The following is a 21,161-nucleotide window of genomic DNA, read 5'->3' on the forward strand; positions in this document are numbered from 1 at the left end:
CCTCTCCCTTGCAAGACAAGGGGAAGGATAGCCACCGGTGACGGGCTTGGAAAATTCTATTATCCCCGGTGATGTTTCTGAAAATCCGATAGCTCTACCGACGGCCGGGCATGAGCCTTCGGGGGTAGAACTGGCGGGATTCACTCTCGCCAGATGCTCAGGCAGCGACGTACACCTTTGATACAATCCGCCAGCCATCGGCACCGCGTATCAATCCGAGATGATCCTTGAACCTTTTGTCATGAACCCGCACGCTGACGGCGATGAGCGCGGCCTCGGCGGAAAGCGTCAAGATGTTGTCCAGCCTTTCCTCGCGGGGCTGACCGACACTAGCCGGGGACTGCCGCGCCGCGATGATTTCGCGATAGCGGGGCAGCGGCAACACGGTCTCTACGCCATCCCGCACCGTGAACAGGTGGCAGGATGGATGAAAAAGGGCGTCGAACTTCTCGAGGTTACATTCGTAGAGCACATCGAAATACAGTTGCGCTGCCTTTTCCAGTTCCGAAATCGTGCTCATGAGGACGTGCTTCCCAGCATTTGTGAACGAAGGGTGGAGCGATCACCGGCAGCACCTGGCAGGACGTCGTAGGGCCTGCTCGCCATCAGCGACGGTCGCGTCGTTTCGTTTTCAAGCCAGCGCGCGAGGCGAGGAGCTGTGTCGCGCCAATCGATGACGCCACGAAAATCGATGTATTCCAGCACCACAGCCGTCGCCAGGCGGTCGATCCGGGCTCTTCCGTCGCATATTTCCTCCGCCTGGGCTTCCAGCGCAGCGATGACTCTCGGTATCCGCTGGTCGTGCTTGGCCACCGCCGGCGTGTTGCGTTCCGACGCTTGTCGACGCATTTCCATCGTCCGAGCGACACTCGCTTCCATCAGCCCGACCGCCAGACTCCATCGCGTCTGGACCGCCCAATCAGACATCGGGATGATTTCAGCTTCGGGGCGGAGCGAATGGAAGTAGGTACAGATCACGCGGCTGTCGAAAAGGGCATGGTTCCCATCCAGGACCAGCGTCGGAATCTGGCGAAGCGGATTGAGGGCATCGAGGAAACCGGCGGAGTAAACGTCGATCACCCTGTTCTCGACTTCTATCCCGAGCTGCAGCGCCGTCACCCAAGCCAGGCGACCAAAGGGCGTGTTTGGGCCATTGAGCAGGGTCATCATGGAAACGCGCGGCCTCGACTTGGTTTCCAAAAAGCTACGAAGTCGGCCCTACCCTGTCCAATAGATTCACTGCCCGTTAGATTATCGAAATTTCTATGGCTGCAATGCATGCCGGGGTTGAGCCTATCGCCATATAGCTGCCACCGAGGCCGGGTGAGAATGATGGCGATGAAGAAGGCTACCTGGTCTCGAGCATGCCGCGCATTCACGCACCGCTTGCGCAGCGCGCCAGAGGGATTGTCCAACCGCTACTCGACAGGTCAGCAAGCACGCCTGCCATCATGGCCGAGACCGAGGCTAATGCTGCGGAGCTCGCTAGAACAGCGCCCACGCGGCTTCAAGGTTTAAGATTCGGATGCCTGGGGCCAGAGATTGCACGCAGAAAGCCGCGCTCAATGATCGAGACGCGAATCGTCAAACTCACGTCGGTGCTTACAGGAATGCGAATTGCAATCGCAGGGATGCTTTCACAGGCGAGTGCCGCTGCCAGGGCGTCGCTTTCGACGATACTAGAACCGTTGAACGCCGCGCTCGAACGAGGCAGCTCCTCGGCTCCACCTCTGTGCAGGAATGGCTCCCCGGGCCGGATTCGAACCAGCGACCAACCGGTTAACAGCCGGTTGCTCTACCGCTGAGCTACCGGGGAATGGCCTGCTCGCGCAAAACGTGGCGTGCCTATAGCAAACCCGTTTCGGCTTTGCAAAGACGCAATTCGAACATTTAGGCAGGTAATTTTTGCCGCCCTCGCGGATGCTGTAGATAGTCCAAAACCCGCATTCGCCCAGAGCGGGTGAAACTGCTCGCCCATTGCGCGAAATCAGGGCAGCCCTTAGCGTTCAGGCATGGCCGCGTCGAATATCCGTACCTATCGTCAGAAGCGCGACTTTTCCAGGACACCCGAGCCGGCCGGCAGCACTGCGCTAGCTGGCGCCGAGGGCAACCGATTCGTCATCCACAAGCATCACGCCACATCGGATCATTACGATCTGAGGCTGCAGGTCGGCGATGTGCTGAAGAGCTGGGCCGTCCCCAAGGGTCCGTCGCTCAATCCGGCGGACAAGCGGCTGGCGGTCCAGACCGAGGATCATCCGCTCGAATATATCGACTTCGAGGGCGTGATCCCCAAGGGCGAATATGGGGGCGGTCCGATGATCGTGTGGGACACTGGAGTGTGGGCACCGATGGAGGACCTCGAGAAAAGCCTCAGGACGGGCTCGTTCAAGTTTCGCCTCTCGGGCGAGAAGCTCAATGGCGGCTGGATGCTGACCCGCCTAAAGAAGTCGGACGAGAAGAAGCAGAACTGGCTGCTTTTCAAGGAAAAGGACCTCGCAGCCGATGACAGGATCGACATCCTCGAGACACGCCCGGAAAGCGTGAAGTCGGGCCGGCTGATCGAGGAGCTGGTCGAAAAGCCTAAGCCGGCGCGCAACGCCGTCAAACTGCGACCTGGCGCCCTCCCCGGCGCGATCAAGGCGCCGATGCCGGAACGCGTCGCGCCGCAGCTTGCCACCTCGTCGAGCGCTCCGCCCAAGGACACGGAGCGTGAGCACTGGCTGCACGAGATCAAGTTCGACGGCTACCGCACCATGGCGCATGTCTCCGGCGGCAAAGTCAGGCTCATCACCCGGGCCGGTCTCGACTGGACGAAGCGTTACGGCAGCCTCGGCCAGGCGTTCGAAGCGCTTCCTTGCCGTGAGGCTGTTATCGATGGCGAGATCGTCGTCCTGGACGAGAAGGGCATCAGCCGCTTCGCGGCCCTGCAGGACGCACTCGCCGAAGGGCAGCAGCACAAGCTGGTCTTCTATGCCTTCGACCTTCTCTATCTCGATGGCTGGGACCTGAGAAAAGTCCCGGTGGAGAAGCGCAAGGGTCTGCTCGCGCAATTCCTCGCGGGGCATCTCACCGGTCGCTCCGCCATTCAGGTCAGCGACCACATCGCCGGCGAGGGCCAAGCGCTTTACGACCGCGCATCGGAAATGGGCCTGGAAGGGATCATCTCGAAGCGCGCCTCGGGCGCTTACGAGGAAGGGCGCACGCAGAGCTGGATGAAGATCAAGGCCAAGAAGGTCGAGGACTTCGTTATCGTCGGCTACACCACCTCCGAAGCCGCCGAGGGACTCGCCTCGCTTGCGTTCGGCGAATGGGTGGACGGCGAGCTGCAATATCGAGGCAAATGCGGCACCGGCTTCGATGCGCAAATGCTGCATGACCTGCTCTTGCGTCTCGAGCCGCTGCGAGCCGGCGCAGCCAAGCTTGACGGCGCGCCCAAGGATATCATCTTCGTTCGGCCGGTGCTCTGGGCCCGTATCCACTACGCCAACCGCACCAACGACAAGCTGCTGCGCTTCGCCGTGTTCAAGGGATTGCGGGAACCGGAGCTGTCCGCCACTGCCGCAGCGCCCGTGAAGCGGCTGATCTCCGACGCCGATCTCGCGGCGATTTGGGTCACCAATCCGACGCGACGGATGTTCGGCAAATTGGGTCCCACCAAGCTCGACATTGCCGTCTACTATGCAGCCGTCGGCGATTTCATGCTCCCGCATATCATCGGCCGGCCTGTGTCGCTGGTGCGTTGCCCGACGGCAAAGCTCGAGGACTGCTTCTTCCAGCGCCACGCCTTCAAGGGAATGCCGCCGACGGTCACCTCTTTCGAGACCAAGAATTCCGAAGGCGAGATCAAGACCTACATCTCGGTCGAGGATGGCAAGGGATATCTGGCGCTGGCCCAGTTCGGCGTCGTCGAGTTCCACATCTGGGGCACGCTGCGCCAGCATCTCGAAAAGCCCGATCGGGTCGTCTTCGACCTCGACCCGGGCGAAGGCATCGCCTGGCGCGAGGTCGTGGAGGCAGCCGTCCATGTCAGGACCGAGTTGCAAAAGCTCGGGCTTGAGCCCTTCGTGAAGACGTCCGGAGGCCGGGGGATCCATGTAGTCGTCCCGGTCACGCACAAGCTGGGCTGGAAACAGTTCCATCGCGCAGCCGGAGAGATCGCCAAACGCATTGCTGCGACTGCCCAGGACACGTTCACGACCATCATGGGAAAGCAAAATCGCAAGCGGCGGATCTTTATCGATATCCACCGGAATGCGCGCAGCGCGACGGCGGTGGCGCCCTACTCGCTTCGCTCGCGCACCCACATGCCGGCCTCGACCCCGTTGAGCTGGACGGACCTCGAGTCCATCGACGCTCCGGAAGATTTGAATTATTCTTCGCTCCCGGGTCTTTTGGCGGCGTCCGGCGATCCCTGGATCGACATTAACGATTTTGCTCGGGATTTGCCGGTATTGTCGCCTTCCAGAAAGTAGTTGTGTGGTCGCGTAGGAGACGGAAATGGCGCCCAGGGCGAGCTGGAAAGGTTACCTCAAGCTGAGTCTGGTGAGCTGTCCGGTCCGGCTCTATCCGGCCACCAGTAGCAGCGAGCGGATCACCTTCAACCAGCTTCACAAGAAGACGCATAACCGGATCAACATGAAGCCGGTCGATCCGGAACTCGGCCTTGTCGAACGTTCCGACCTCGTCAAGGGCTATGAATACGAGCCCAAGCAGTATGTCATCATCGAGGATACTGACCTTGAAAGCGTCAGGATCGAGTCCAACCACACGATGAACATCGAGGCCTTCGTTGATGCGGGTGCGGTGGATGTGATCTATCAGGACTCGCCTTACTACCTCGCGCCGGACGGGGCGATGGCGGAAGAGACATTCGTGGTTTTGCGCGAGGCGATGCGCAGGGCCGGCAAGCTCGCTATCGCCCGCCTGGTGCTGTCGAGCCGCGAGCGCGTCGTCACGATCGGGCCCCGCGAGAACGGCATGTTCGTGTGCACGCTGAGGAACCCCAACGAGGTCAGGAGCACTGCCGAGTATTTCAACACGATCCCGGGCGGAAATCCCGACCCGGAAATGCTGCAGCTCGCAGAGGCGCTCATCCAGCAGAAGCAGACCGAGTTCGATCCGAAGAACTATGAAGATCGCTACGAGCTCGCGCTGATGAACATGATCAAGGAGAAGCTCAAGGGCCACAAGCCGATCGTCGCAGCGGCTCCGGAGCGCGGCAACGTCATCAATCTCATGGACGCCTTGAAGGCGAGCCTGTCGCAGGCGAAGCCACCGGCAAAGAGCAAGAGCAAGGTCGAGCCTGCGGCCAAGCCGGTCGCGAAGGTTGCCGCCGGCGGGAAAGTTGCCGCGGCCGGCGGCAAATCCGCCAGGGCCAAGAAGTGACCGAAGTTTCCGGCAAGCGATTTGGCATTATCGGACCGCTTGCCGCGTTTCCGCGGCGCATCGCGGCGCGCGAGGTGGAGCGCCGGAATGGACTGATGCGGCGCGGCGTTACGCGCCGAACCTCACATGTCGTGTTCGGTCGCGGGCTCATCGAAAAGGCAAGCCCGCAGGAAATCGAGACCCGCCTCATGCAAGAACTCCAGGCCGGTCGGCGCATTCTCAGTGAGAACGGGTTCCTGCGGCTGCTAGGGCTGCTTGAAATACCGGCGGCTCCCGCGATGACGGGAGAGGCGCTGCTGGAACAATCGCGGCTATCTCCTCGCGATCTCACGCTTTTGTCATTGTTCGATGCGTTCGAGCACGATGCCGAGCCTTACTCCTTCCGCGACCTGATCCTTTCCAGGAAGTATGCCGGGCTCATTGCCGGCGGCGCGACCTGGAACGCGATCGCGAAGTCGATCCACCGCTCCGGGCCGGTCGCTTCGCTCACCGCCCTGTCACTTCATGCCGAAGGTGCAGACGCGATCTATGCGCGCCACGACCAGGGCCTCAGCGAGCTCGACGGCCAGATCCTCCTTCCCCTGCCCCGTCCGGAAGATGCCGAGCTCGAGGACCTCTTCGTGCTCGCCGACGCCTTCGAGCATGAAAGGCGATATGCGGAGGCAGCCGCTCTTTACCAGCGCTGCCTCAGCCTCGACCCCAGCGACTCCGTGGCCGCGTTCAACCGTGCCAACTGTCTGAGGGCCACCGGCAAGCTCGACGAAGCCGCGCATGCCTATATGCTCGCCATCAAGCTCGACGCAGGCTTCGTGGAGGCGTGGTTCAACTTCGCCGGGCTAATGACGGAGCGGGGGCAGATCGACACCGCACGCAGATATCTGGAGAAGGCGGTCGCGCTCGATCGCGACTACGCCGATGCCATCTACAATCTCGCAACGCTCGAATATGACGCCGGCAAACTCGCGGAAGCGCGCCGCTGGTGGGTGAGATATCTGGAGCTCGACAATCGCTCCGAATGGGCCAGGAAAGCGTTGCGGGGCGTGCACTACATCGATCTTCAGCTCAACCGGAAAACCGCGGGCTGATGAACTTCCTCCATGACGGCCCTGAAGATGCCCGCGTGACCGTCCTTCTCGGCCACGGCGCCGGCGCACCGATGGATTCCCAATCGATGAACGCCACGGCCAAGGCGCTCGCCGCCGCAGGCCTGCACGTCGTCCGCTTCGAATTCGGCTACATGGCGGGCCGCCGCACTGCTGAAGGCCGCAAGCCTCCGCCGCGAGCCGAGACGCTCAATCCGGAATACATCGCCGCGGTCGAAGAGCTGGGTCCGACCCCGGGTCCGCTGGTGATCGGCGGCAAGTCGATGGGCGGACGCGTCGCCAGCATGGTCGCCGACGAGCTGTTCGCCGCCGGCCGGATAGCGGGGCTCATTTGCCTCGGCTATCCTTTCCACCCGCCCGGCAGGCCGACGCAGCTTCGCACCAGGCATCTTGCCGGCCTCGAAACACCGACGCTGATCTGCCAGGGAACGCGCGACGAATTCGGCACGCTAGACGAGGTCAAGGGCTACACGCTTTCTGACAACATCGAGATCCTCTGGCTCGAGGACGGCGACCACGACCTCAAGCCTCGCAAGAGCGTGTCCGGCTTCTCGGCCGCCGACCATCTGAAGACGGTCGCGAACGCCGTTTCCGCATGGGCGGCACGCATTGCCCCGTGAAGATCGCGACCTTCAACATCAACAACGTCAACAAGCGGCTGCCGAACCTGCTTGCCTGGCTGCGGAGCGCAGAGCCCGACATCGTTTGCCTGCAGGAGTTGAAAGCAACTGACAGGCAGTTTCCCCGCTCCGCGATAGAAAGAGAGGGATACGGCGCGGTCTGGCGCGGGCAGTCCGCATGGAACGGTGTCGCCATCCTTGCGCGCGGCACAGAGCCGATCCTCACCCGAAACGAGCTGCCGGGCGACGCCTCGGACACGCAGAGCCGCTACATCGAGGCGGCGGTCAACGGCATCATCGTCGCCTCGCTCTATGCGCCGAACGGAAATCCGCAGCCTGGCCCGAAATTCGCCTACAAGCTCGCCTGGTGCGACCGGCTGATCGCTCATGCGGCCGAGCTTTTCGCAACGGGTCTCCCCGTGGTTCTTGCCGGTGACTACAATATCGTGCCCGAGCCGCGGGACATCTATGCGACCGGATCGTATGACGACAACGCCCTGGTGCAGCCCAAAAGCCGGGCAGCGTTCCAGCGGTTGCTGGATCAGGGCTGGGTGGACGCCCTCCGCAGGCTCCACCCGAGTGAGACGATCTACACCTTCTGGGATTACATGCGGAACCGCTGGCCGCGAAACGCCGGGCTGCGGCTCGATCATATCCTGCTCAGCAGGAAGGTGGCGCGCCGCCTGATCGAAGCAGGGGTCGACAAGGAAACGCGCGGGGTGGAAGGCGCCAGCGACCATGCGCCTGCATGGGTGAGGCTTCGCGACTGACACCAGCAGGACATGGAACCGGCAATGCGCGTTTGCCGTTTCGCTCGTAAGTTGAAGCTAAAGAGGCTCCCATGCGCCCCAGTCGACTTCTCTGGTCAGGTTTTGCGGCCGTGCTGCTGTGCGCCCCGGCCTTCGCACAGACCACCACGACGGGATCTCCGATCCCGCCTCCCAATGCAATGAAGCTTTCCGAGATCATCGCCAAGGTCGAGCAGCGGGACCAGTTCGCTTATGTCAGCGAGATCGACTGGAGCGAAGAGGGCTACTACGACATAACCTACTTCACCACGGATAAGGCAAAGGTGGAGATCAAGGCCGACCCCGTGACGGGCAAGCCGAAATAGGAGCTAGCCCTTTACGGGCGCCCTGCCGAACGCCTTGCGCAATTCGTCCTTAGCCTTCTCCAGCGTCCTCTTGCGCTTTGCGGGCAGGTTCTTTCCGGCCCTGTTGATGTAAAAGGTAAGCATCGACATCGCCGAGCGGAACGGGTCCGCCTTTCGACGCCGGCTTTGCTCGGCGGATCGCTTCAGCGAGAGGGCGATCTTATGCGGATCATCGTTCTCGAAGACGTTCTGCTCGAGGTCGAGAGCATCGCTGTGGCGGGTGACCTCGGCCGACCATTTCTTGGATTCGGGCACGGCGACCTCCGCTGGATTTTCGTCTGGTACCGAGAAAGGAATGTACGTCGGCGCGAACCGTTCCGCTCGGCGCAATCCGTTTGGAACCGCAGCCGATGCTCCTCGTTCTCGACAGGGACGAGCAATCTCAAGGCGGGCAATCTTAATCAGGAAATCCCAATCGAATGAAAATGCCGACAAACCCAGATGCCGGTCGCCGGAGGTTTCTAGCTCTGGCGACGGACTATGACGAGACGCTTGCCACCGACAGCATGGTTTCGGATGCGACCTTCGCGGCCTTGGAGCGGCTGAGAGCAAGCGGCCGCAAGCTGCTATTGGTAACCGGACGCGAGCTGACGGACGTCCAGCGGATATTCCCGAGATGCGATATCTTCGACAAGATCGTCGCCGAGAATGGCGCGTTTTTATACACGCCGGCCACCGGCAAGGAGCGGCCCCTTGGCCCGGCGCCGTCGCCCGATTTGGTGCAGAGACTAAGAGAGCAAGGTGTGAAGCCGCTCTTTGTAGGGCGTTCGGTCATTTCGACCCACGAACCCCATGAAGTCGCCGCCCTTGAAACCATAAAAGAGCTGGGACTGGAGTTGGAGATCATCTTCAACAAAGGCTCGGTGATGATCGTTCCGAGCGGCATCAACAAGGCGACTGGCCTTGCCGCGGCCCTCGAAGAGATGGGGCTCTCGGCCGAGAACGTAGTGGGTATCGGCGATGCGGAGAATGATCATGCCTTCCTGGCGGCTGTCGGCTACGGCGTCGCCGTCGCCAACGCGCTGCCGAAGTTGAAGGAGGCTGCAGACCATGTGACCAGGGGGAGCCGGAGCGCAGGCGTGGTCGAGTTCATCGATGAGCTCATCTCGCAAGATGCGGCGATTCCCGATAGCGCCGACCCGCACGCCGAATCCGGCGCGGACAGCAGCGAAGCTCCGGCCTATTCTGCCAGACAGTCGATCGCGCGTTGAGCCAAGCTTTATTATGTCGGTTTCTCGGCGTAGCGTGTCAAACCTATGGTGCGGCGAGGTCTGCCGCGGGAGGAAAGCGATGAATGTAGCCAATCTCCAGCTTGAAGGCCTGCTCATGGCCATCGCATCCATCAACAACGTCCTGGTCCAAAAGGGTCTGCTGACGGTCGACGAGGTCGATGTCGCCCTGCGCAAGGCAGAAGCCTCACTTGCCGGAGATCAGCGACTTGTCGAGGACATGTCGCCAGCAAACCGGGATGCCGTCTGTTTTCCCCTCCGCTTCCTGCAGCTTGCCAATCGATCGCAGGCGGAGCCTAACGTGGTGCCGTTCGCTGAGCTTACCCGGATGGTTGGCCGCACCAAGGCTCCTTATAACGACCAGATGTAGCCGGTCCCGCTGAAGGACGGCGCAAGCGCGAGCTATCGTCTCGGCCCTGGATTGCCCGCCATCAGCTGCCACGCCGCATTGCCGCCGCGGGTGATTGGAGAAATGGCGGAACCAAATTTGCTTCCATGTGTTTGCCGAATATGGCTCGGGCGGAGGCGCTGGCGAGGTGTTGAGACTGTGGGTACTTTTGGAGAGCTTTTGCGCGAGATAATGCCGACATGGCTCAGCCGGCCGAATAAGGGTGCCGCGAGCCGGAACTTGGCGCGTCATGGCCGCAGGACTCGTCAGAACCCTACGGCGGGCGGATCCGGGGACGATCCTCGGATGTTGTCGAGGCAGGCGGACGCCGTTTGGCAGGAATGTATAGACGAGGACAGGCACGGCGAGGCTTACCCTGACCCTGTTGGCGACGAGCGGGCGGCAGCCTTGAGCAAGCGAAAACCCCGGAACGCTCGCCGGAAACCCGTCCAGCCGTCCCGCAAACAGTAGCTCGCACATGAGAATCGCCCAGATTTCGCCCCTATTCGAGGCTGTTCCGCCGCGTCTCTACGGCGGTACCGAGCGCATCATCTCCTATCTCACGGAGGAGCTGGTCGCGCGTGGCCATGACGTGACGCTCTTTGCGAGCGGCGAAGCCCGCACCAGCGCAAAGCTCGTCGCCACGCGCGAGCGGGCGCTCAGGCTCGATCCGGCTCCATTGAAGTCGGCGATTGCCGCGCATCTGACCATGCTGGACGAAGTACGACGGCGCGCTGCCGATTTCGACGTGATGCACTTTCACCTCAGCCATTTCCAGCATTTTCCGCTGTTCGAGCATATGGCGGAGCGAACGGTTACGACGCCGCATGGCAGATTGGACTACGTCGACTTGCCGGATGCGTATGCGCGCTGGCCGAATTTCCCGATGATCTCGATCTCGATGCGGCAGCGCCGGCCGCTCGCCATGGCTAACTGGCTTGCCAATATCTATCACGGGTTGCCGCTGGATATGTATGTACCCTTGCCGGATAGCGAGCGGGGCGGAGAACCTTATCTCGCCTTCCTCGGCCGGCTGTCCCGCACGAAGCGCCCCGACCGCGCGATCGAGATCGCCAGGAAGAGCGGGATGAAGCTCAAGATCGCCGCAAAGATCGACGAAGATGATCCGGCCTATTTCCACGACGAGATCGAGCCCTTGGTCGACGGGAACGAGATCGAATATCTCGGCGAGATCAACGAGCGCGAGAAGCCAGCCTTCCTCGGCAACGCGGCCGCGCTGCTTCTCCCGATCGACTGGCCCGAACCGTTCGGCCTGGTCGTGATCGAGGCTATGGCCTTCGGCACGCCCGTGATCGCCTGGAATGAAGGGGCGATGCCGGAAATCATCGACAGCGGCGTGACAGGCTACGTCGTCGACTCGATCGAAGAAGCGGCTCTTCGTGTCGGCGACATCGGCAGCCTCGATCGCGGCGAGGTACGCGCGACCTTCGAAAAACGTTTTTCGGTGAAGCGTATGGCAGCCGACTATGAGGCTGCCTACATAAAGCTGACCGGCGAAAAAATGCAGGAGAAAGGCGGGGGACGCACGAAACCGAGCGCCTCCTGCTCTAGGGTGATTTTCACGTCAGGCGAAACCTGAATAGAAAATGGGCGCCAAGCGAGCAGCATGCTGGAATTCGAGAATGGAGCGTAGGCTCTGGTGCGTCAGCACCGGCCTGCGGCGGCCTTAGACATTCTGGCACCGCAACCGCCTCGGCAGCTTCGGCCGCCGAACGCCATCGACCTGTCTTTTGCAGACCGTCATCACCTGAAACTCAACACAGTCTGATCATATGCTATTATATCTCCCGATTGTCCTGTCGAACGGAGGGTCGCCATGACAACGCAATTGAATGAACGACAGCTGGACCCGGCCGTGGCGCTTGCCGCGCTGGACGAGGCTGCCCCGCGCGAGCCGCACCGGCAATTCGCGCTCAAGCACGAGGATTGCTTCGTCGTTGCCGACAGCTATGGCGACATCCGCGGCACGGGCGATGGATTCTTCCGGGACGATACACGTGTCCTCTCCCGTTTCCGTCTGTTCATCGGCGGCAGAATGCCCTCGCTGCTCGGAGCTTCGCTGTCCCAGGACAACATCATCTTCACCGCAAACTTCACCAATCTGGCGATCGTCTCGCCGGACGGGACCGAGACCGCGCAGGGCGTCGTTCACATCGAGCGCACGCGCTTCGTCTGGCAGAACCGGATGTTCGAGCGCCTCGCCTTCACCAACTACTCCGCGCGCGACATCGTCATGCCCGTTCGGCTCGATTTCGGCGTGGATTTCCGCGACATGTTCGAGGTTCGCGGGACAACGCGCAGCCGCAGGGGCCGTTCGCACGAGGCTTTGGTCGGAGAAGACAACGTCACCTTCCAGTACGAAGGATTGGACAACGTCATCCGCAAGTCCACGATATCTTTTTCGCGGGCGCCGGAGGTGCTGCGCCCCGACTATGCCGAATTCCTGGTCGCCGTGCCCAAGCGCGATCGCAAATCGCTGTTCCTGGAGGTCGGCGACGAGTACGCCGTGCCGAACCGTGAGCGCTTCCGCGCTTCCGCGGCGCGCGCCCGGTTTGCAATGCGCGACAAGCGCCGCCATGGCGCTACGGTCCACAGCTCGGGCCGCGTGTTCAACGATTGGCTGCTGCGTGCCCGCGCCGATATCGCCCTTTTGACGACCGACCTCGAAACCGGGCCGTATCCCTACGCCGGAATACCCTGGTTCTCGACCGCATTCGGCCGGGATGGTGTCATCTCGGCCTTGCAGATGTTGTGGCTGAACCCTGCCCTGGCGCGTGGGGTCTTGTCCTTTCTCGCCAGCCATCAATCGACCGAAACTTCCCCCTTTGGCGATTCAGAGCCGGGCAAGATCATGCATGAGACGCGCAAGGGCGAAATGGCCATTTTGCGCGAGCTGCCCTTCGGGCGCTACTATGGCGGCGTCGATACGACTCCCCTCTACATCTATCTGGCCGCTCGTTATGCGGATCGAACCGGCGACATGGAATTCGTCAATGCGATGTGGCCATCGCTCTGCGCGGCAGCCGGTTGGATGGAGGACGTCGGCAAACGCAACGGGCACGGTTTCGTCACATATAGTCGTGCCGCAAGCTCGGGCCTTTCCAACCAGGGATGGAAGGACAGCGCAGACGCCGTTTTTCATGCGGACGGCCGGATTCCGCCTGGGCCGATCGCGCTGGTCGAGGTGCAAGGCTACGTATTTGCGGCCTATCGGGGCCTGGCTGATCTCGCGAGAAGGCGCGGAGAGGAGGAGCGTGCGGCCCATTGGACGGCCATGGCTGAGAAGCTTCGCGCGGCCGTCGAGGAACACTTCTGGATGGAGGATCTCGGCTTCTACGCCCTGGCGATCGACGGAAACGGCGAGCAATGCGCGGTGCGAGCATCGAATGCAGGCCACCTTCTCTATGTCGGTTTGCCATCGCCGGAACGGGCCAAGAGCGTCGCCGGCAATCTGCTTGCCGGGTCGTTTCACAGCGGCTGGGGTGTGCGCACGTTGGCCGACGGTGAAGTTCCGTTCAACCCGATGTCCTATCACAACGGGTCGGTCTGGCCGCACGACACTGCGATATGCGCGGCCGGGCTCGCGCGCTACCACGAGCGCGAAAGCGTCGTCAAATTAATGAGCGGCATGTTCGAGGCCGCCGTCCATTTCAATATGCGGTTGCCGGAGCTGTTTTGCGGCTTCGTACGCTCGACTGGCGAGGCGCCTGTTGCCTATCCCGTCGCCTGCCTGCCTCAGGCCTGGTCGGCAGGCTCGGCTTTCATGCTTATGCAAGCCTGCCTCGGCATCCATGTGGACGGCTGGAAGAAAGAGATCACGGTCGAGCGGCCGCGCCTGCCACATGGCATCGACAACCTGTCGATCCGCCACATTCAGGTGGGCGACGTCAGGGTCGACATCATGTTCGAGCGCGTCCGCGACAGGGTCGCCTGCTACCTTGACGATCGCTCCGAAGGCCTCGCCCCGCTCGTCGTTCGCTCGTGAGATCAGCCGAACCGAAGGACACGCAGCTGAAAGTTGCATGCCGCTTGGACAAGATCCCGGCGTGAACAGATAGCATCTCCACGGCTCGGCCAAAGCGTGGCGAAAATGTGGAACCGACCCGAGCCTTCGGAGTTTCCCAGACGTGCCGGCCGTTGCTGCCTGCCAGCGGCTCGGCACGAATAACGGGACCGCCGTCGCACCAATGTCCGTGCGGCGGCCAAATTCAGAAAAATGACGCCTGAGCCTATAAACCCGATACTTGCCCCCACCCTGTTCTGGACCATCATAGCCGCAAGCCTCATCCTGTCGGTAGTTGCGGTCAGCTTCTGCATCTACCTGATGCGGAGAACGTCTCGACGGGCGGCGCCGCCTCCCCCGGTGCAGACCCAGGCAAGACCGCTGCTGCGCGAGACCGAGAGAAACGGCAACTCCACCGATGACGCGTTGATCCACTGGTCGCCGGAAATGCTGAAGCAGATTCTCGCTTCGGAGCTCCCCGATACGGAACTGATCGTGGTGTCCAACCGCGAGCCCTACATCCATGAGCTCGTCAACGGTAAGATCGAGCTGCAGGTGCCGGCCAGCGGCCTGGTTTCGGCCTTGGAGCCCGTTACGCGCACTTGCGCGGGCACCTGGATCGCACATGGCAGCGGCTCGGCGGACCGGCTCACCGTCGATCCCGACGATCGGATCGCCGTCCCGCCTGACAAGCCGGCCTATACGCTGCGCAGGGTCTGGCTGACGGAAGAGGAATACAAGGGCTACTATTATGGCTTTGCCAATGAAGGTCTTTGGCCGCTATGCCACATCGCCTTCACGCGGCCGATCTTCCGCGCCGCCGATTGGGAATGCTATCAGGCGGTCAACCGCAAGTTCGCCGACGTGGTGATCGAGGAGGCCAAGAGCGAAAGGCCGATCGTCCTGATCCAGGATTATCATTTCGCGTTGCTGCCGCGGCTGATCCGCGAGAAGCTGCCCGAGGCGATCATCATCACCTTCTGGCATATTCCGTGGCCGAACTCGGAAGTCTTCAGCGTCTGCCCGTGGCGGGACCAGATCCTGGAAGGGCTGCTCGGCAGCTCGATCCTCGGCTTCCACATCCAGCTTCATTGCAACAACTTCACCGAAAGCGTCGACCGTTTCCTGGAATCGCGGATCGACCGCGAGGGCCCGGCCATCTCCTATGGCGGCCAGACGACACTGGTGCACTCCTATCCGATCTCGATCGAATGGCCCGACCGTCCCGCCGACCCGCAAGCCATCCAGGACGCCCGCGCCCGGATCTTCAAGCGCTACGGGCTGAGCGCCGACATCAAGCTTGCGGTCGGCGTCGAGAGGCTCGATTACACCAAGGGGATTCTCGACCGGTTCCGGGCGTTGGACGAGTTCTTCCATCAGCATTCGGACTGGATCGGGCAGCTGACGTTCATCCAGGTGGCAGCACCGAGCCGGAGTAACCTGCGCGCCTACAGGCAACTGCACCAAGAATGTCTCGACCTGGCGGCCGATATCAACGAGCGCTATGGCCGTGAGGGCTATCAGCCGATCGTCCTGCTCGATCAGCACCAGAACCATGAGCAACTGGTCGAGCTTTTCCGGGCAGCCGATATCTGCGTCGTCAGCAGCCTGCACGACGGCATGAACCTGGTGGCTAAGGAATTCGTCGCCGCTCGCGACGACGAATCCGGCGTCCTGGTGCTCAGCGCTTTCGCAGGCGCCTCGCGGGAGCTTCTCGAAGCGCTGATCGTCAACCCGTTCGATCCAAGCGCGCTCGGCGAGGCATTCTTCCAGGCGCTGACGATGCCGATCGAAGAGCAGCGCGAGCGCATGCGCCGCATGCGCGAAGTGGTGCGCAACAACAATGTCTACCGCTGGGCGGGCAGCATGCTGCTCGATGCCGCGCGGCTGCGCAAGCGCGTCATGCTGCACGACGTTTCCACAAAGAGCACCGATCTGTACGCGACTTCCCCGGGCAGGGCTGCAAGCGCCGAGACATATGCCGGCTGAGCTGCTGCACTCTATCGCGGTCGCGGTCGGCCGATGTCGTTGCCTCTTGTGGAACCCCGATGGCATACTATCGTTCTTGCCTGACCCGGAGAGACACCCATGAGCAGGATCACCTACGAGATTGTCGAGCATGACGGCGGCTGGGCTTACAAGGTCGGCGGCACCTACTCGGAGACTTTTGCGACCCACTCGGACGCATTGGCTGCAGCGAGAATTGCTGCTGCCGAGCAGCAGGTCGCCGGAAGCACGGAAGGCATCGAATACGAGGATACCACCGGCAAATGGCACAATGAGCTGTCGGAAGGCACTGATCGGCCGGAAGCCGGCGTGGAAGAAAAATGACGGCCAGGCGCGCTGTCAATTGTTGAGCGCCACCCCAATTCTGCCGGTTGGCCTCTTTGAAATCAGGCGCGCCGCGAAACGAAATCTGCAGAATAACGCAATTCGCGCAATGGGCGAACGGTCCTGGTCGTCTCGGCATAGATCGGATCGGCCTTCCAGCTTCTCAATGCCGCCTCGTCTCTGAACTCGGCATAGACGACGACGTCGATCTCGTCCGAAATCGGATCGATCTTCGCGTTCGGCGCCACTTCGAAGAAATCGGCGCCCGGAATCCGGCCCAGCGCATTGAGGCCGTTGATAACCGCGTTGAGGTCGGCATCGTGTTTGGCGCTGAAGAAAACAATATGACGGATCACGAGTGGCTCCTTGGAACCCAGCGTCCCCATTCTGCGAGCGAATGTCGAAATGAGGAACACGGGCAACGTATTGATTCCTGCTGCGGCCGCCTTTCCAAGTTCGCCCGAGCCTGAACTTCGTAGTCACGACCGGCGGGCCTTTTCAACCGGCTGTAGGGGCCGGTCAAGTGCACTTGGCGCTTCCGCGCCTAGGGGCGAAGGCGGCTCCATACCGCGCCCCTAGAAAGGCACTGCGTTATTTCGCCCACCGCTATTGCGAAGCGGGCTTGCCGACCGAATATAAGGACATGCGGCGGATGATCGGCCGCACCCAGTGCCGGCGGGCATGACCGGCAACGAGGAAGGTAATGCCCCTGAGGACGAAGATGGCTGTGCTGGCATTCGCCGTAGCAACGGCTGTCTGCGCCAGCAGTGGCGCTGCCTCCGCCGAAGAAGCTGACTATCTGCGGCTCCGTCCACTGAAGGAGCCGACCGGCTGCGCCCGGGCGTCGAGCGGCAACGTCAATTGCCCGGCCGTTTCCACGCCTCGGATCAATAGGCGCCATTCTACAATCCCCGGTATCCAGCATCCGGATCGTGGACGTCCTCCAGTCCCGATTTTGGGCCCGCCGAGCCCGCGGGCCACAACGGGTGGGTTCCGCTCGATTGGGGGCAATCCGGGTATTGTCGGCGAGTAGGATTGCGGCTGAACCAAACCGGCCTTTGATCGTTGCTTATGGATCGTGTCCGCGCATCGGACCGAACCGCGTCAGCAAAAATTGAACAGCGGTTTTCGGGCAAATCCGATGCGGAAACCAAGAGATGAGCGGCGTGGCGATCCGACGTGAACCCATGCCGCTGCAGAGCATCGGACCGAACGGCAGGACCGCGCCAGCTGCGCGGCGATTTTCGGACAGATTCGGTGCGCAAATACAAAGGTCAGGAGGATTCCATGATCAAGACATGTCTCGCGGCAACAGCAGTCCTGCTTGCCAGCGCCGGTGCGGCATCATCACAGTCCCTTATTGAATGCCTCGATCCGACCGGCCTGACCTGCGGAGGCGGATTCGGTTCCGGAGGCAGCCTCGGCACCTCTGGATCAGGTTCTGGAAGCAGTCTGAGGGGGCCTGCGACATCTGGCGCCCGAACCAATCTCGGCACGGCTGGAATTACCGCGACGATCACGCCCCCCACCTTGGGCGGCACCATCACGTTCAGCCCAGGCACTTTCCAGAACCAGGACACCACCTCCGCAATTCCCCAACCGCCCACCGCGCAAGGGATGCCAGCGCTGGTCATACCGAATGACCCGTTCGGCATAAGCGTCGGCCAAAGTCCGTTCACCGGCAGCAGTTCCATAGGCGCATTCCAGAACTCGTTCGGCAACGGCGGGATAAGGGCTACGGGGATTCGGTAGCAATTTGCGGCGTTCGAGATTTGCCACAGTCTGAATGCTATCGGCACATCGCCTGACGCAGGCGCAGGCGCTGCCCCTCACCCTCTCCCCGCGAAAGACGAGGAAAAGGTAAGGGTGAGGGGCGGCGCCAACCTGAAAACAGAAAGCTGTAAATGCCACTCTCCCCTTCCCTCGGGGAGCATGAGAGACGCCAGTCGGGGCGTGCCTTATCCCTCCCAAGCCTGTTCAAAGCGTGATGCGAAACTTTGCAAAGCCACCCTCGCCCTCGCCAGCGGGTTCGATCTTCAGGCCCTTGAGATCCGCCATATAATCCTTCGCCTTCGGTCCCGTCTCGAAGATGACGGTTGCGCCCGACAGCGGCGCGAACGACCAGTTGGCATCGGCGGAGGGATTGATGGTCTTCTGCTCGACGATATAGCGTACGATCACGTCGCGGTTGGTGTCCGGCGCTTCGAAGATGATCTTTGAGCTGTTGATCTCGGGGAAATTGCCGCCGCCGCCGGCCCGGTAGTTGTTGGTCGCCACCACGAATTTCTGCGCGGGATCGATCGGCTTGCCGTCAAACATCAGCTCGACGATGCGGCCCGAGGACGGGTTGAGCACTCCGCCTTTGGGATTGTATTTCGGTGGCTGCGACAGGTCTATTTTATACGTGACCCCGTCGATCACGTCGTAATTGTAGGACGGGAAGTCCAGGTTGATCAGCGCCTGGTCTGGCTTGCCCGGTTCGATCCTGTTGAAGATGCCGGCCGACATCTCCAGCCATTCCTTGACCTGCGCTCCGGTGATTTCGACCGCGCGCACCGTGTTCGGATAGAGGTAGAGATCGGCGACGTTCTTGATCGCCACGTCGCCTGCCGGAACGTCGGTGTAGTAGTCCGCCCCGCCGCGCCCACCGGCCTTGAAGGGCGCTGCCGCCGAAAGGATCGGCAGGTCCTTCCACTTGCTCTCCTTCAGCATCTGCTTGATGTACCAGGCCTGTGCCTGCGAAACGATCTGAACCGAAGGATCGTCTGCGACCAGCGCGAAATAGGAATAGAGCGGCGCGGTGGTTTTGCCGACTGGCCGGCGGACATAGGCGAGCGTCGCCTCATGATCGGCCTTCAGCGCCTCGACGATCCTCCGGTCATCGCCGACGGTCGCCTTGTTCTTGTTGTCGGCGCGCTCGTAGATCGGCCGCGCCTCGGAGGTCGCGGAGACGACCCGCCACTTGTTGCCGTCCTCTTCGAGCAGAAGGTCGATCAGGCCCATATGCGAGCCCCAGAAGCCGCCCATGACGGCCGGCTTGCCTTGCAGGGTGCCGGCCTTGGTATCAACGCCTTCGAGCTCCTGGAAATCCTTCTTGCCGGGAAAGACGAGATGCTGGTGGCCGGTGAAGACCGCATCGATGCCCTCGACGCCCGCGACAAAGAAGGAGGCATTTTCCATCATGTCGCTTTCCTTCACATCGATGCCCGAATGCGAGAGCGCGATCACGATATCCGCGCCCTCCTCCTTCATCTGCGGCACCCACGCCTTGGCGGCCTCGACGATATCGCGGGTCCTGACATTGCCTTCGAGGTTCTTGGCGTCCCAGATCATGATCTGCGGCGGTACGAAGCCGATTATGCCGATCCTTATTGGCTTCTCCGCGCCGGAGCCGTCCTTGAGCTTCTTGTCCAAGATCACATAAGGCTTCAGGTAGAGCTTGTCGTCGCGTGGACCAGCGGCGAGTTCCGTGCCGCGGATCAGGTTCGCGCAGACGAACGGAAAGTTGGCACCCGCCAGCACCTTGTCCAGGAAGGACAGCCCGTAGTTGAACTCGTGATTGCCGAGCGTCGAGCACTCGTAGCTAAGGAGGTTCATGCCCTTCATGATCGGATGCAGGTCGCCGTCCTTCATGCCCTTCTCATAGGCGATGTAGTCGCCCATCGGATTGCCCTGCAGGAGGTCCCCATTGTCGATCAGCATCGAGTTGGTCGCTTCCTTGCGCACCGCCTCAATCAGCGATGCCGTGCGTGACAGCCCCATCGTGTCGTTCGGCTTGTCGGCGTAATAGTCGTAAGGCAGCGCGTTCACATGGATGTCGGTCGTCTCCATGATCCTGAGATGCGCCTGATTGGCCTCAGCTCGCGCCGAGAAGGGATGCAGCATGATGAAGCCACCTGCTGCCGCGGACCCTGCCAGGAACGAGCGACGCGTTATCGAGCTGGAAAATTCGGACATGGATGTTACCTCACGAATAGCCGACGAGAGTCCCACCTTCCCAGTTTGGACATTTGCTTTGCCACAGTCCAGCAGTCCTGTGTTTCGCCGGGACGACGGTAGAGGGGTGGTGGGTAACCCCTGAGCAGGAGCCTTGCCGCGTGCGCTGCCTGCTTGGCGCGTGTCGCAGAAATGCAAGGCCTGCACGGCGGGTACGCTTACGATTGGGCCATGAGCGCAGGGAGTTGCCAGTGACTGCCGATGACGAAAACAGCCGACCCACGGACCCCGCGGATCCCGAGGACTTCGGCGGGCCGCTTCAGTGGCCGGACATCGCGCGCTGGCGCAAGGCCGAACGCGAACGGCTGATCGCGGCGCGCCTCGCAGTTCCGCCAGAGGAGCGCGCGAGAATGTCTACCACGATCGCTGCCGGCTTGGACGTCCTGATCGGCGATCCCAAGGGCCGCGTCGTCACCCTCTATTGGCCCTTCCGCGGCGAACCCGATTTGCGCGGCTGGCTTGCTTCGATCGTCGAGCGGGGCGCGACCGCTGCCCTCCCCGTCGTGATCGAGAAAGGCCGGCCGCTCGCGATGCGCGCCTACCGCCCCGGCGACCGCCTGGAGAAAGGCGTCTGGAATATTCCTGTCCCGGCTGATGGCGCATCGGTCCTCCCCGATGTCGTCATTTCTCCTCTAGTCGGCTTCGATCCGCAGAACTACCGACTCGGCTATGGCGGCGGATTCTTCGACCGTACGCTCGCCGAGCTGCCAAAAAAACCTCTGGTGATTGGCGTCGGCTATGCCTTGCAGGCCATTGCGACAATCCATCCGCAGCCACACGACATCCCGATGGACCGGATCGTGACGGAGGCGACGGCGGACGATGAGTTGGGTTAGCTCAGAAGCAGGACGATATTAGATCAGCGATCTTGTCGGAGTCACTTTGGTGCGTTCTGCCAATCACTAAGCTGACGGCAATTCGCTCGGCTC

The 21,161-nt window shown here is 61.7% G+C and carries 19 protein-coding genes and 1 tRNA gene; 14 read left to right on the top strand and 6 right to left on the bottom strand.

Going from position 1 to position 21,161, the window contains the following annotated elements; translation table 11 throughout:
- Window positions 1-157: 157 nt before the first annotated feature.
- From SAZ10_RS00180 to SAZ10_RS00190, 3 genes are all read right to left on the bottom strand, one after another.
- Window positions 158-520: an AtzH-like domain-containing protein gene (locus tag SAZ10_RS00180; RefSeq protein WP_318607137.1), complete on the bottom strand. Its 363-nt coding sequence runs from the start codon at window positions 518-520 to the stop codon at window positions 158-160.
- The gene (locus tag SAZ10_RS00185) at window positions 517-1,170 is read right to left on the bottom strand and encodes a glutathione S-transferase family protein (protein ID WP_318607138.1); all 654 of its coding nucleotides are present in this window, start codon (window positions 1,168-1,170) and stop codon (window positions 517-519) included. The genes SAZ10_RS00180 and SAZ10_RS00185 overlap by 4 nt, the downstream gene beginning before the upstream one ends.
- Before the next feature lie 571 nt (window positions 1,171-1,741).
- A tRNA-Asn gene (locus tag SAZ10_RS00190) sits at window positions 1,742-1,816 on the bottom strand.
- 196 nt (window positions 1,817-2,012) lie between these two features.
- Here SAZ10_RS00190 and ligD point away from each other — a divergent pair.
- The 6 genes from ligD (at window position 2,013) to SAZ10_RS00220 (ending at window position 8,225) form a co-directional block, all read left to right on the top strand.
- On the top strand, window positions 2,013-4,475 hold the full coding sequence (gene ligD, locus SAZ10_RS00195) for a DNA ligase D (RefSeq protein WP_318607139.1): 2,463 nt from the start codon (window positions 2,013-2,015) through the stop codon (window positions 4,473-4,475).
- A 25-nt stretch (window positions 4,476-4,500) separates the two neighbouring features.
- Window positions 4,501-5,388: a Ku protein gene (locus SAZ10_RS00200; protein WP_318607140.1), complete on the top strand. Its 888-nt coding sequence runs from the start codon at window positions 4,501-4,503 to the stop codon at window positions 5,386-5,388.
- A complete protein-coding gene (locus SAZ10_RS00205) occupies window positions 5,385-6,473 on the top strand; it encodes a tetratricopeptide repeat protein (RefSeq protein WP_318607141.1) in 1,089 nt (362 codons plus the stop codon). Before SAZ10_RS00200 ends, SAZ10_RS00205 begins: the two co-directional genes overlap by 4 nt.
- Window positions 6,473-7,111 (top strand): alpha/beta fold hydrolase, encoded by a 639-nt coding sequence (locus SAZ10_RS00210; RefSeq protein WP_318607142.1) that lies wholly within the window; start codon window positions 6,473-6,475, stop codon window positions 7,109-7,111. The genes SAZ10_RS00205 and SAZ10_RS00210 overlap by 1 nt, the downstream gene beginning before the upstream one ends.
- A complete protein-coding gene (locus tag SAZ10_RS00215) occupies window positions 7,108-7,881 on the top strand; it encodes an exodeoxyribonuclease III (RefSeq protein WP_318607143.1) in 774 nt (257 codons plus the stop codon). The genes SAZ10_RS00210 and SAZ10_RS00215 overlap by 4 nt, the downstream gene beginning before the upstream one ends.
- Before the next feature lie 71 nt (window positions 7,882-7,952).
- On the top strand, window positions 7,953-8,225 hold the full coding sequence (locus SAZ10_RS00220) for a PepSY domain-containing protein (protein WP_318607144.1): 273 nt from the start codon (window positions 7,953-7,955) through the stop codon (window positions 8,223-8,225).
- A gap of 3 nt (window positions 8,226-8,228) precedes the next feature.
- Here SAZ10_RS00220 and SAZ10_RS00225 read toward each other — a convergent pair whose 3' ends face one another.
- Window positions 8,229-8,519, bottom strand: coding sequence for a DUF3175 domain-containing protein (locus SAZ10_RS00225; RefSeq protein WP_318607145.1), 291 nt, complete (start codon window positions 8,517-8,519; stop codon window positions 8,229-8,231).
- 164 nt (window positions 8,520-8,683) lie between these two features.
- On the opposite strand from SAZ10_RS00225, the gene SAZ10_RS00230 reads away from it, so the two are divergent.
- The 6 genes from SAZ10_RS00230 (at window position 8,684) to SAZ10_RS00255 (ending at window position 16,236) form a co-directional block, all read left to right on the top strand.
- Window positions 8,684-9,475, top strand: a complete 792-nt coding sequence (locus tag SAZ10_RS00230) for an HAD family hydrolase (RefSeq protein ID WP_318607146.1) — start codon at window positions 8,684-8,686, stop codon at window positions 9,473-9,475.
- Between the two features lie 79 nt (window positions 9,476-9,554).
- Window positions 9,555-9,863, top strand: coding sequence for a hypothetical protein (locus tag SAZ10_RS00235; RefSeq protein WP_318607147.1), 309 nt, complete (start codon window positions 9,555-9,557; stop codon window positions 9,861-9,863).
- 496 nt (window positions 9,864-10,359) lie between these two features.
- Window positions 10,360-11,481 carry a glycosyltransferase family 4 protein gene (locus SAZ10_RS00240; RefSeq protein ID WP_318607148.1) on the top strand — a complete coding sequence of 374 codons (1,122 nt, stop codon included), beginning with the start codon at window positions 10,360-10,362 and terminating at the stop codon, window positions 11,479-11,481.
- A 237-nt stretch (window positions 11,482-11,718) separates the two neighbouring features.
- Window positions 11,719-13,887, top strand: a complete 2,169-nt coding sequence (locus tag SAZ10_RS00245) for an amylo-alpha-1,6-glucosidase (protein ID WP_318607149.1) — start codon at window positions 11,719-11,721, stop codon at window positions 13,885-13,887.
- 231 nt (window positions 13,888-14,118) lie between these two features.
- On the top strand, window positions 14,119-15,894 hold the full coding sequence (locus SAZ10_RS00250; RefSeq protein ID WP_318607150.1) for a trehalose-6-phosphate synthase: 1,776 nt from the start codon (window positions 14,119-14,121) through the stop codon (window positions 15,892-15,894).
- 99 nt (window positions 15,895-15,993) lie between these two features.
- Window positions 15,994-16,236: a DUF2188 domain-containing protein gene (locus SAZ10_RS00255; protein WP_318607151.1), complete on the top strand. Its 243-nt coding sequence runs from the start codon at window positions 15,994-15,996 to the stop codon at window positions 16,234-16,236.
- 62 nt (window positions 16,237-16,298) lie between these two features.
- On the opposite strand, the gene SAZ10_RS00260 is transcribed toward SAZ10_RS00255, so the two are convergent.
- A complete protein-coding gene (locus tag SAZ10_RS00260) occupies window positions 16,299-16,592 on the bottom strand; it encodes a Dabb family protein (protein WP_318607152.1) in 294 nt (97 codons plus the stop codon).
- A gap of 931 nt (window positions 16,593-17,523) precedes the next feature.
- Here SAZ10_RS00260 and SAZ10_RS00265 point away from each other — a divergent pair.
- Window positions 17,524-17,988 carry a hypothetical protein gene (locus tag SAZ10_RS00265; RefSeq protein WP_318607153.1) on the top strand — a complete coding sequence of 155 codons (465 nt, stop codon included), beginning with the start codon at window positions 17,524-17,526 and terminating at the stop codon, window positions 17,986-17,988.
- A 225-nt stretch (window positions 17,989-18,213) separates the two neighbouring features.
- Here the strand turns inward: SAZ10_RS00265 and SAZ10_RS00270 are convergent, their stop codons facing one another.
- Window positions 18,214-20,193, bottom strand: a complete 1,980-nt coding sequence (locus SAZ10_RS00270; protein ID WP_318607154.1) for a bifunctional 2',3'-cyclic-nucleotide 2'-phosphodiesterase/3'-nucleotidase — start codon at window positions 20,191-20,193, stop codon at window positions 18,214-18,216.
- A 230-nt stretch (window positions 20,194-20,423) separates the two neighbouring features.
- Between SAZ10_RS00270 and SAZ10_RS00275 the strand changes: the two genes are divergently transcribed.
- The gene (locus SAZ10_RS00275; RefSeq protein WP_412535127.1) at window positions 20,424-21,068 is read left to right on the top strand and encodes a 5-formyltetrahydrofolate cyclo-ligase; all 645 of its coding nucleotides are present in this window, start codon (window positions 20,424-20,426) and stop codon (window positions 21,066-21,068) included.
- Window positions 21,069-21,161: the final 93 nt, after the last annotated feature.

Source organism: Mesorhizobium sp. BAC0120, from assembly GCF_033542235.1.
In the GTDB taxonomy this organism is placed as follows: domain Bacteria; phylum Pseudomonadota; class Alphaproteobacteria; order Rhizobiales; family Rhizobiaceae; genus JAWRCU01.

What these genes read in the sequence shown, in the direction of transcription:
- SAZ10_RS00180 (WP_318607137.1), bottom strand. Translation starts at nt 520, where the DNA reads ATGAGCACGATTTCGGAACTGGAAAAGGCAGCGCAACTGTATTTCGAT.
- SAZ10_RS00185 (WP_318607138.1), bottom strand. Translation starts at nt 1,170, where the DNA reads ATGATGACCCTGCTCAATGGCCCAAACACGCCCTTTGGTCGCCTGGCT.
- ligD (WP_318607139.1), top strand. Translation starts at nt 2,013, where the DNA reads ATGGCCGCGTCGAATATCCGTACCTATCGTCAGAAGCGCGACTTTTCC.
- SAZ10_RS00200 (WP_318607140.1), top strand. Translation starts at nt 4,501, where the DNA reads ATGGCGCCCAGGGCGAGCTGGAAAGGTTACCTCAAGCTGAGTCTGGTG.
- SAZ10_RS00210 (WP_318607142.1), top strand. Translation starts at nt 6,473, where the DNA reads ATGAACTTCCTCCATGACGGCCCTGAAGATGCCCGCGTGACCGTCCTT.
- SAZ10_RS00220 (WP_318607144.1), top strand. Translation starts at nt 7,953, where the DNA reads ATGCGCCCCAGTCGACTTCTCTGGTCAGGTTTTGCGGCCGTGCTGCTG.
- SAZ10_RS00230 (WP_318607146.1), top strand. Translation starts at nt 8,684, where the DNA reads ATGAAAATGCCGACAAACCCAGATGCCGGTCGCCGGAGGTTTCTAGCT.
- SAZ10_RS00235 (WP_318607147.1), top strand. Translation starts at nt 9,555, where the DNA reads ATGAATGTAGCCAATCTCCAGCTTGAAGGCCTGCTCATGGCCATCGCA.
- SAZ10_RS00240 (WP_318607148.1), top strand. Translation starts at nt 10,360, where the DNA reads ATGAGAATCGCCCAGATTTCGCCCCTATTCGAGGCTGTTCCGCCGCGT.
- SAZ10_RS00245 (WP_318607149.1), top strand. Translation starts at nt 11,719, where the DNA reads ATGACAACGCAATTGAATGAACGACAGCTGGACCCGGCCGTGGCGCTT.
- SAZ10_RS00250 (WP_318607150.1), top strand. Translation starts at nt 14,119, where the DNA reads ATGACGCCTGAGCCTATAAACCCGATACTTGCCCCCACCCTGTTCTGG.
- SAZ10_RS00255 (WP_318607151.1), top strand. Translation starts at nt 15,994, where the DNA reads ATGAGCAGGATCACCTACGAGATTGTCGAGCATGACGGCGGCTGGGCT.
- SAZ10_RS00265 (WP_318607153.1), top strand. Translation starts at nt 17,524, where the DNA reads ATGATCAAGACATGTCTCGCGGCAACAGCAGTCCTGCTTGCCAGCGCC.
- SAZ10_RS00270 (WP_318607154.1), bottom strand. Translation starts at nt 20,193, where the DNA reads ATGTCCGAATTTTCCAGCTCGATAACGCGTCGCTCGTTCCTGGCAGGG.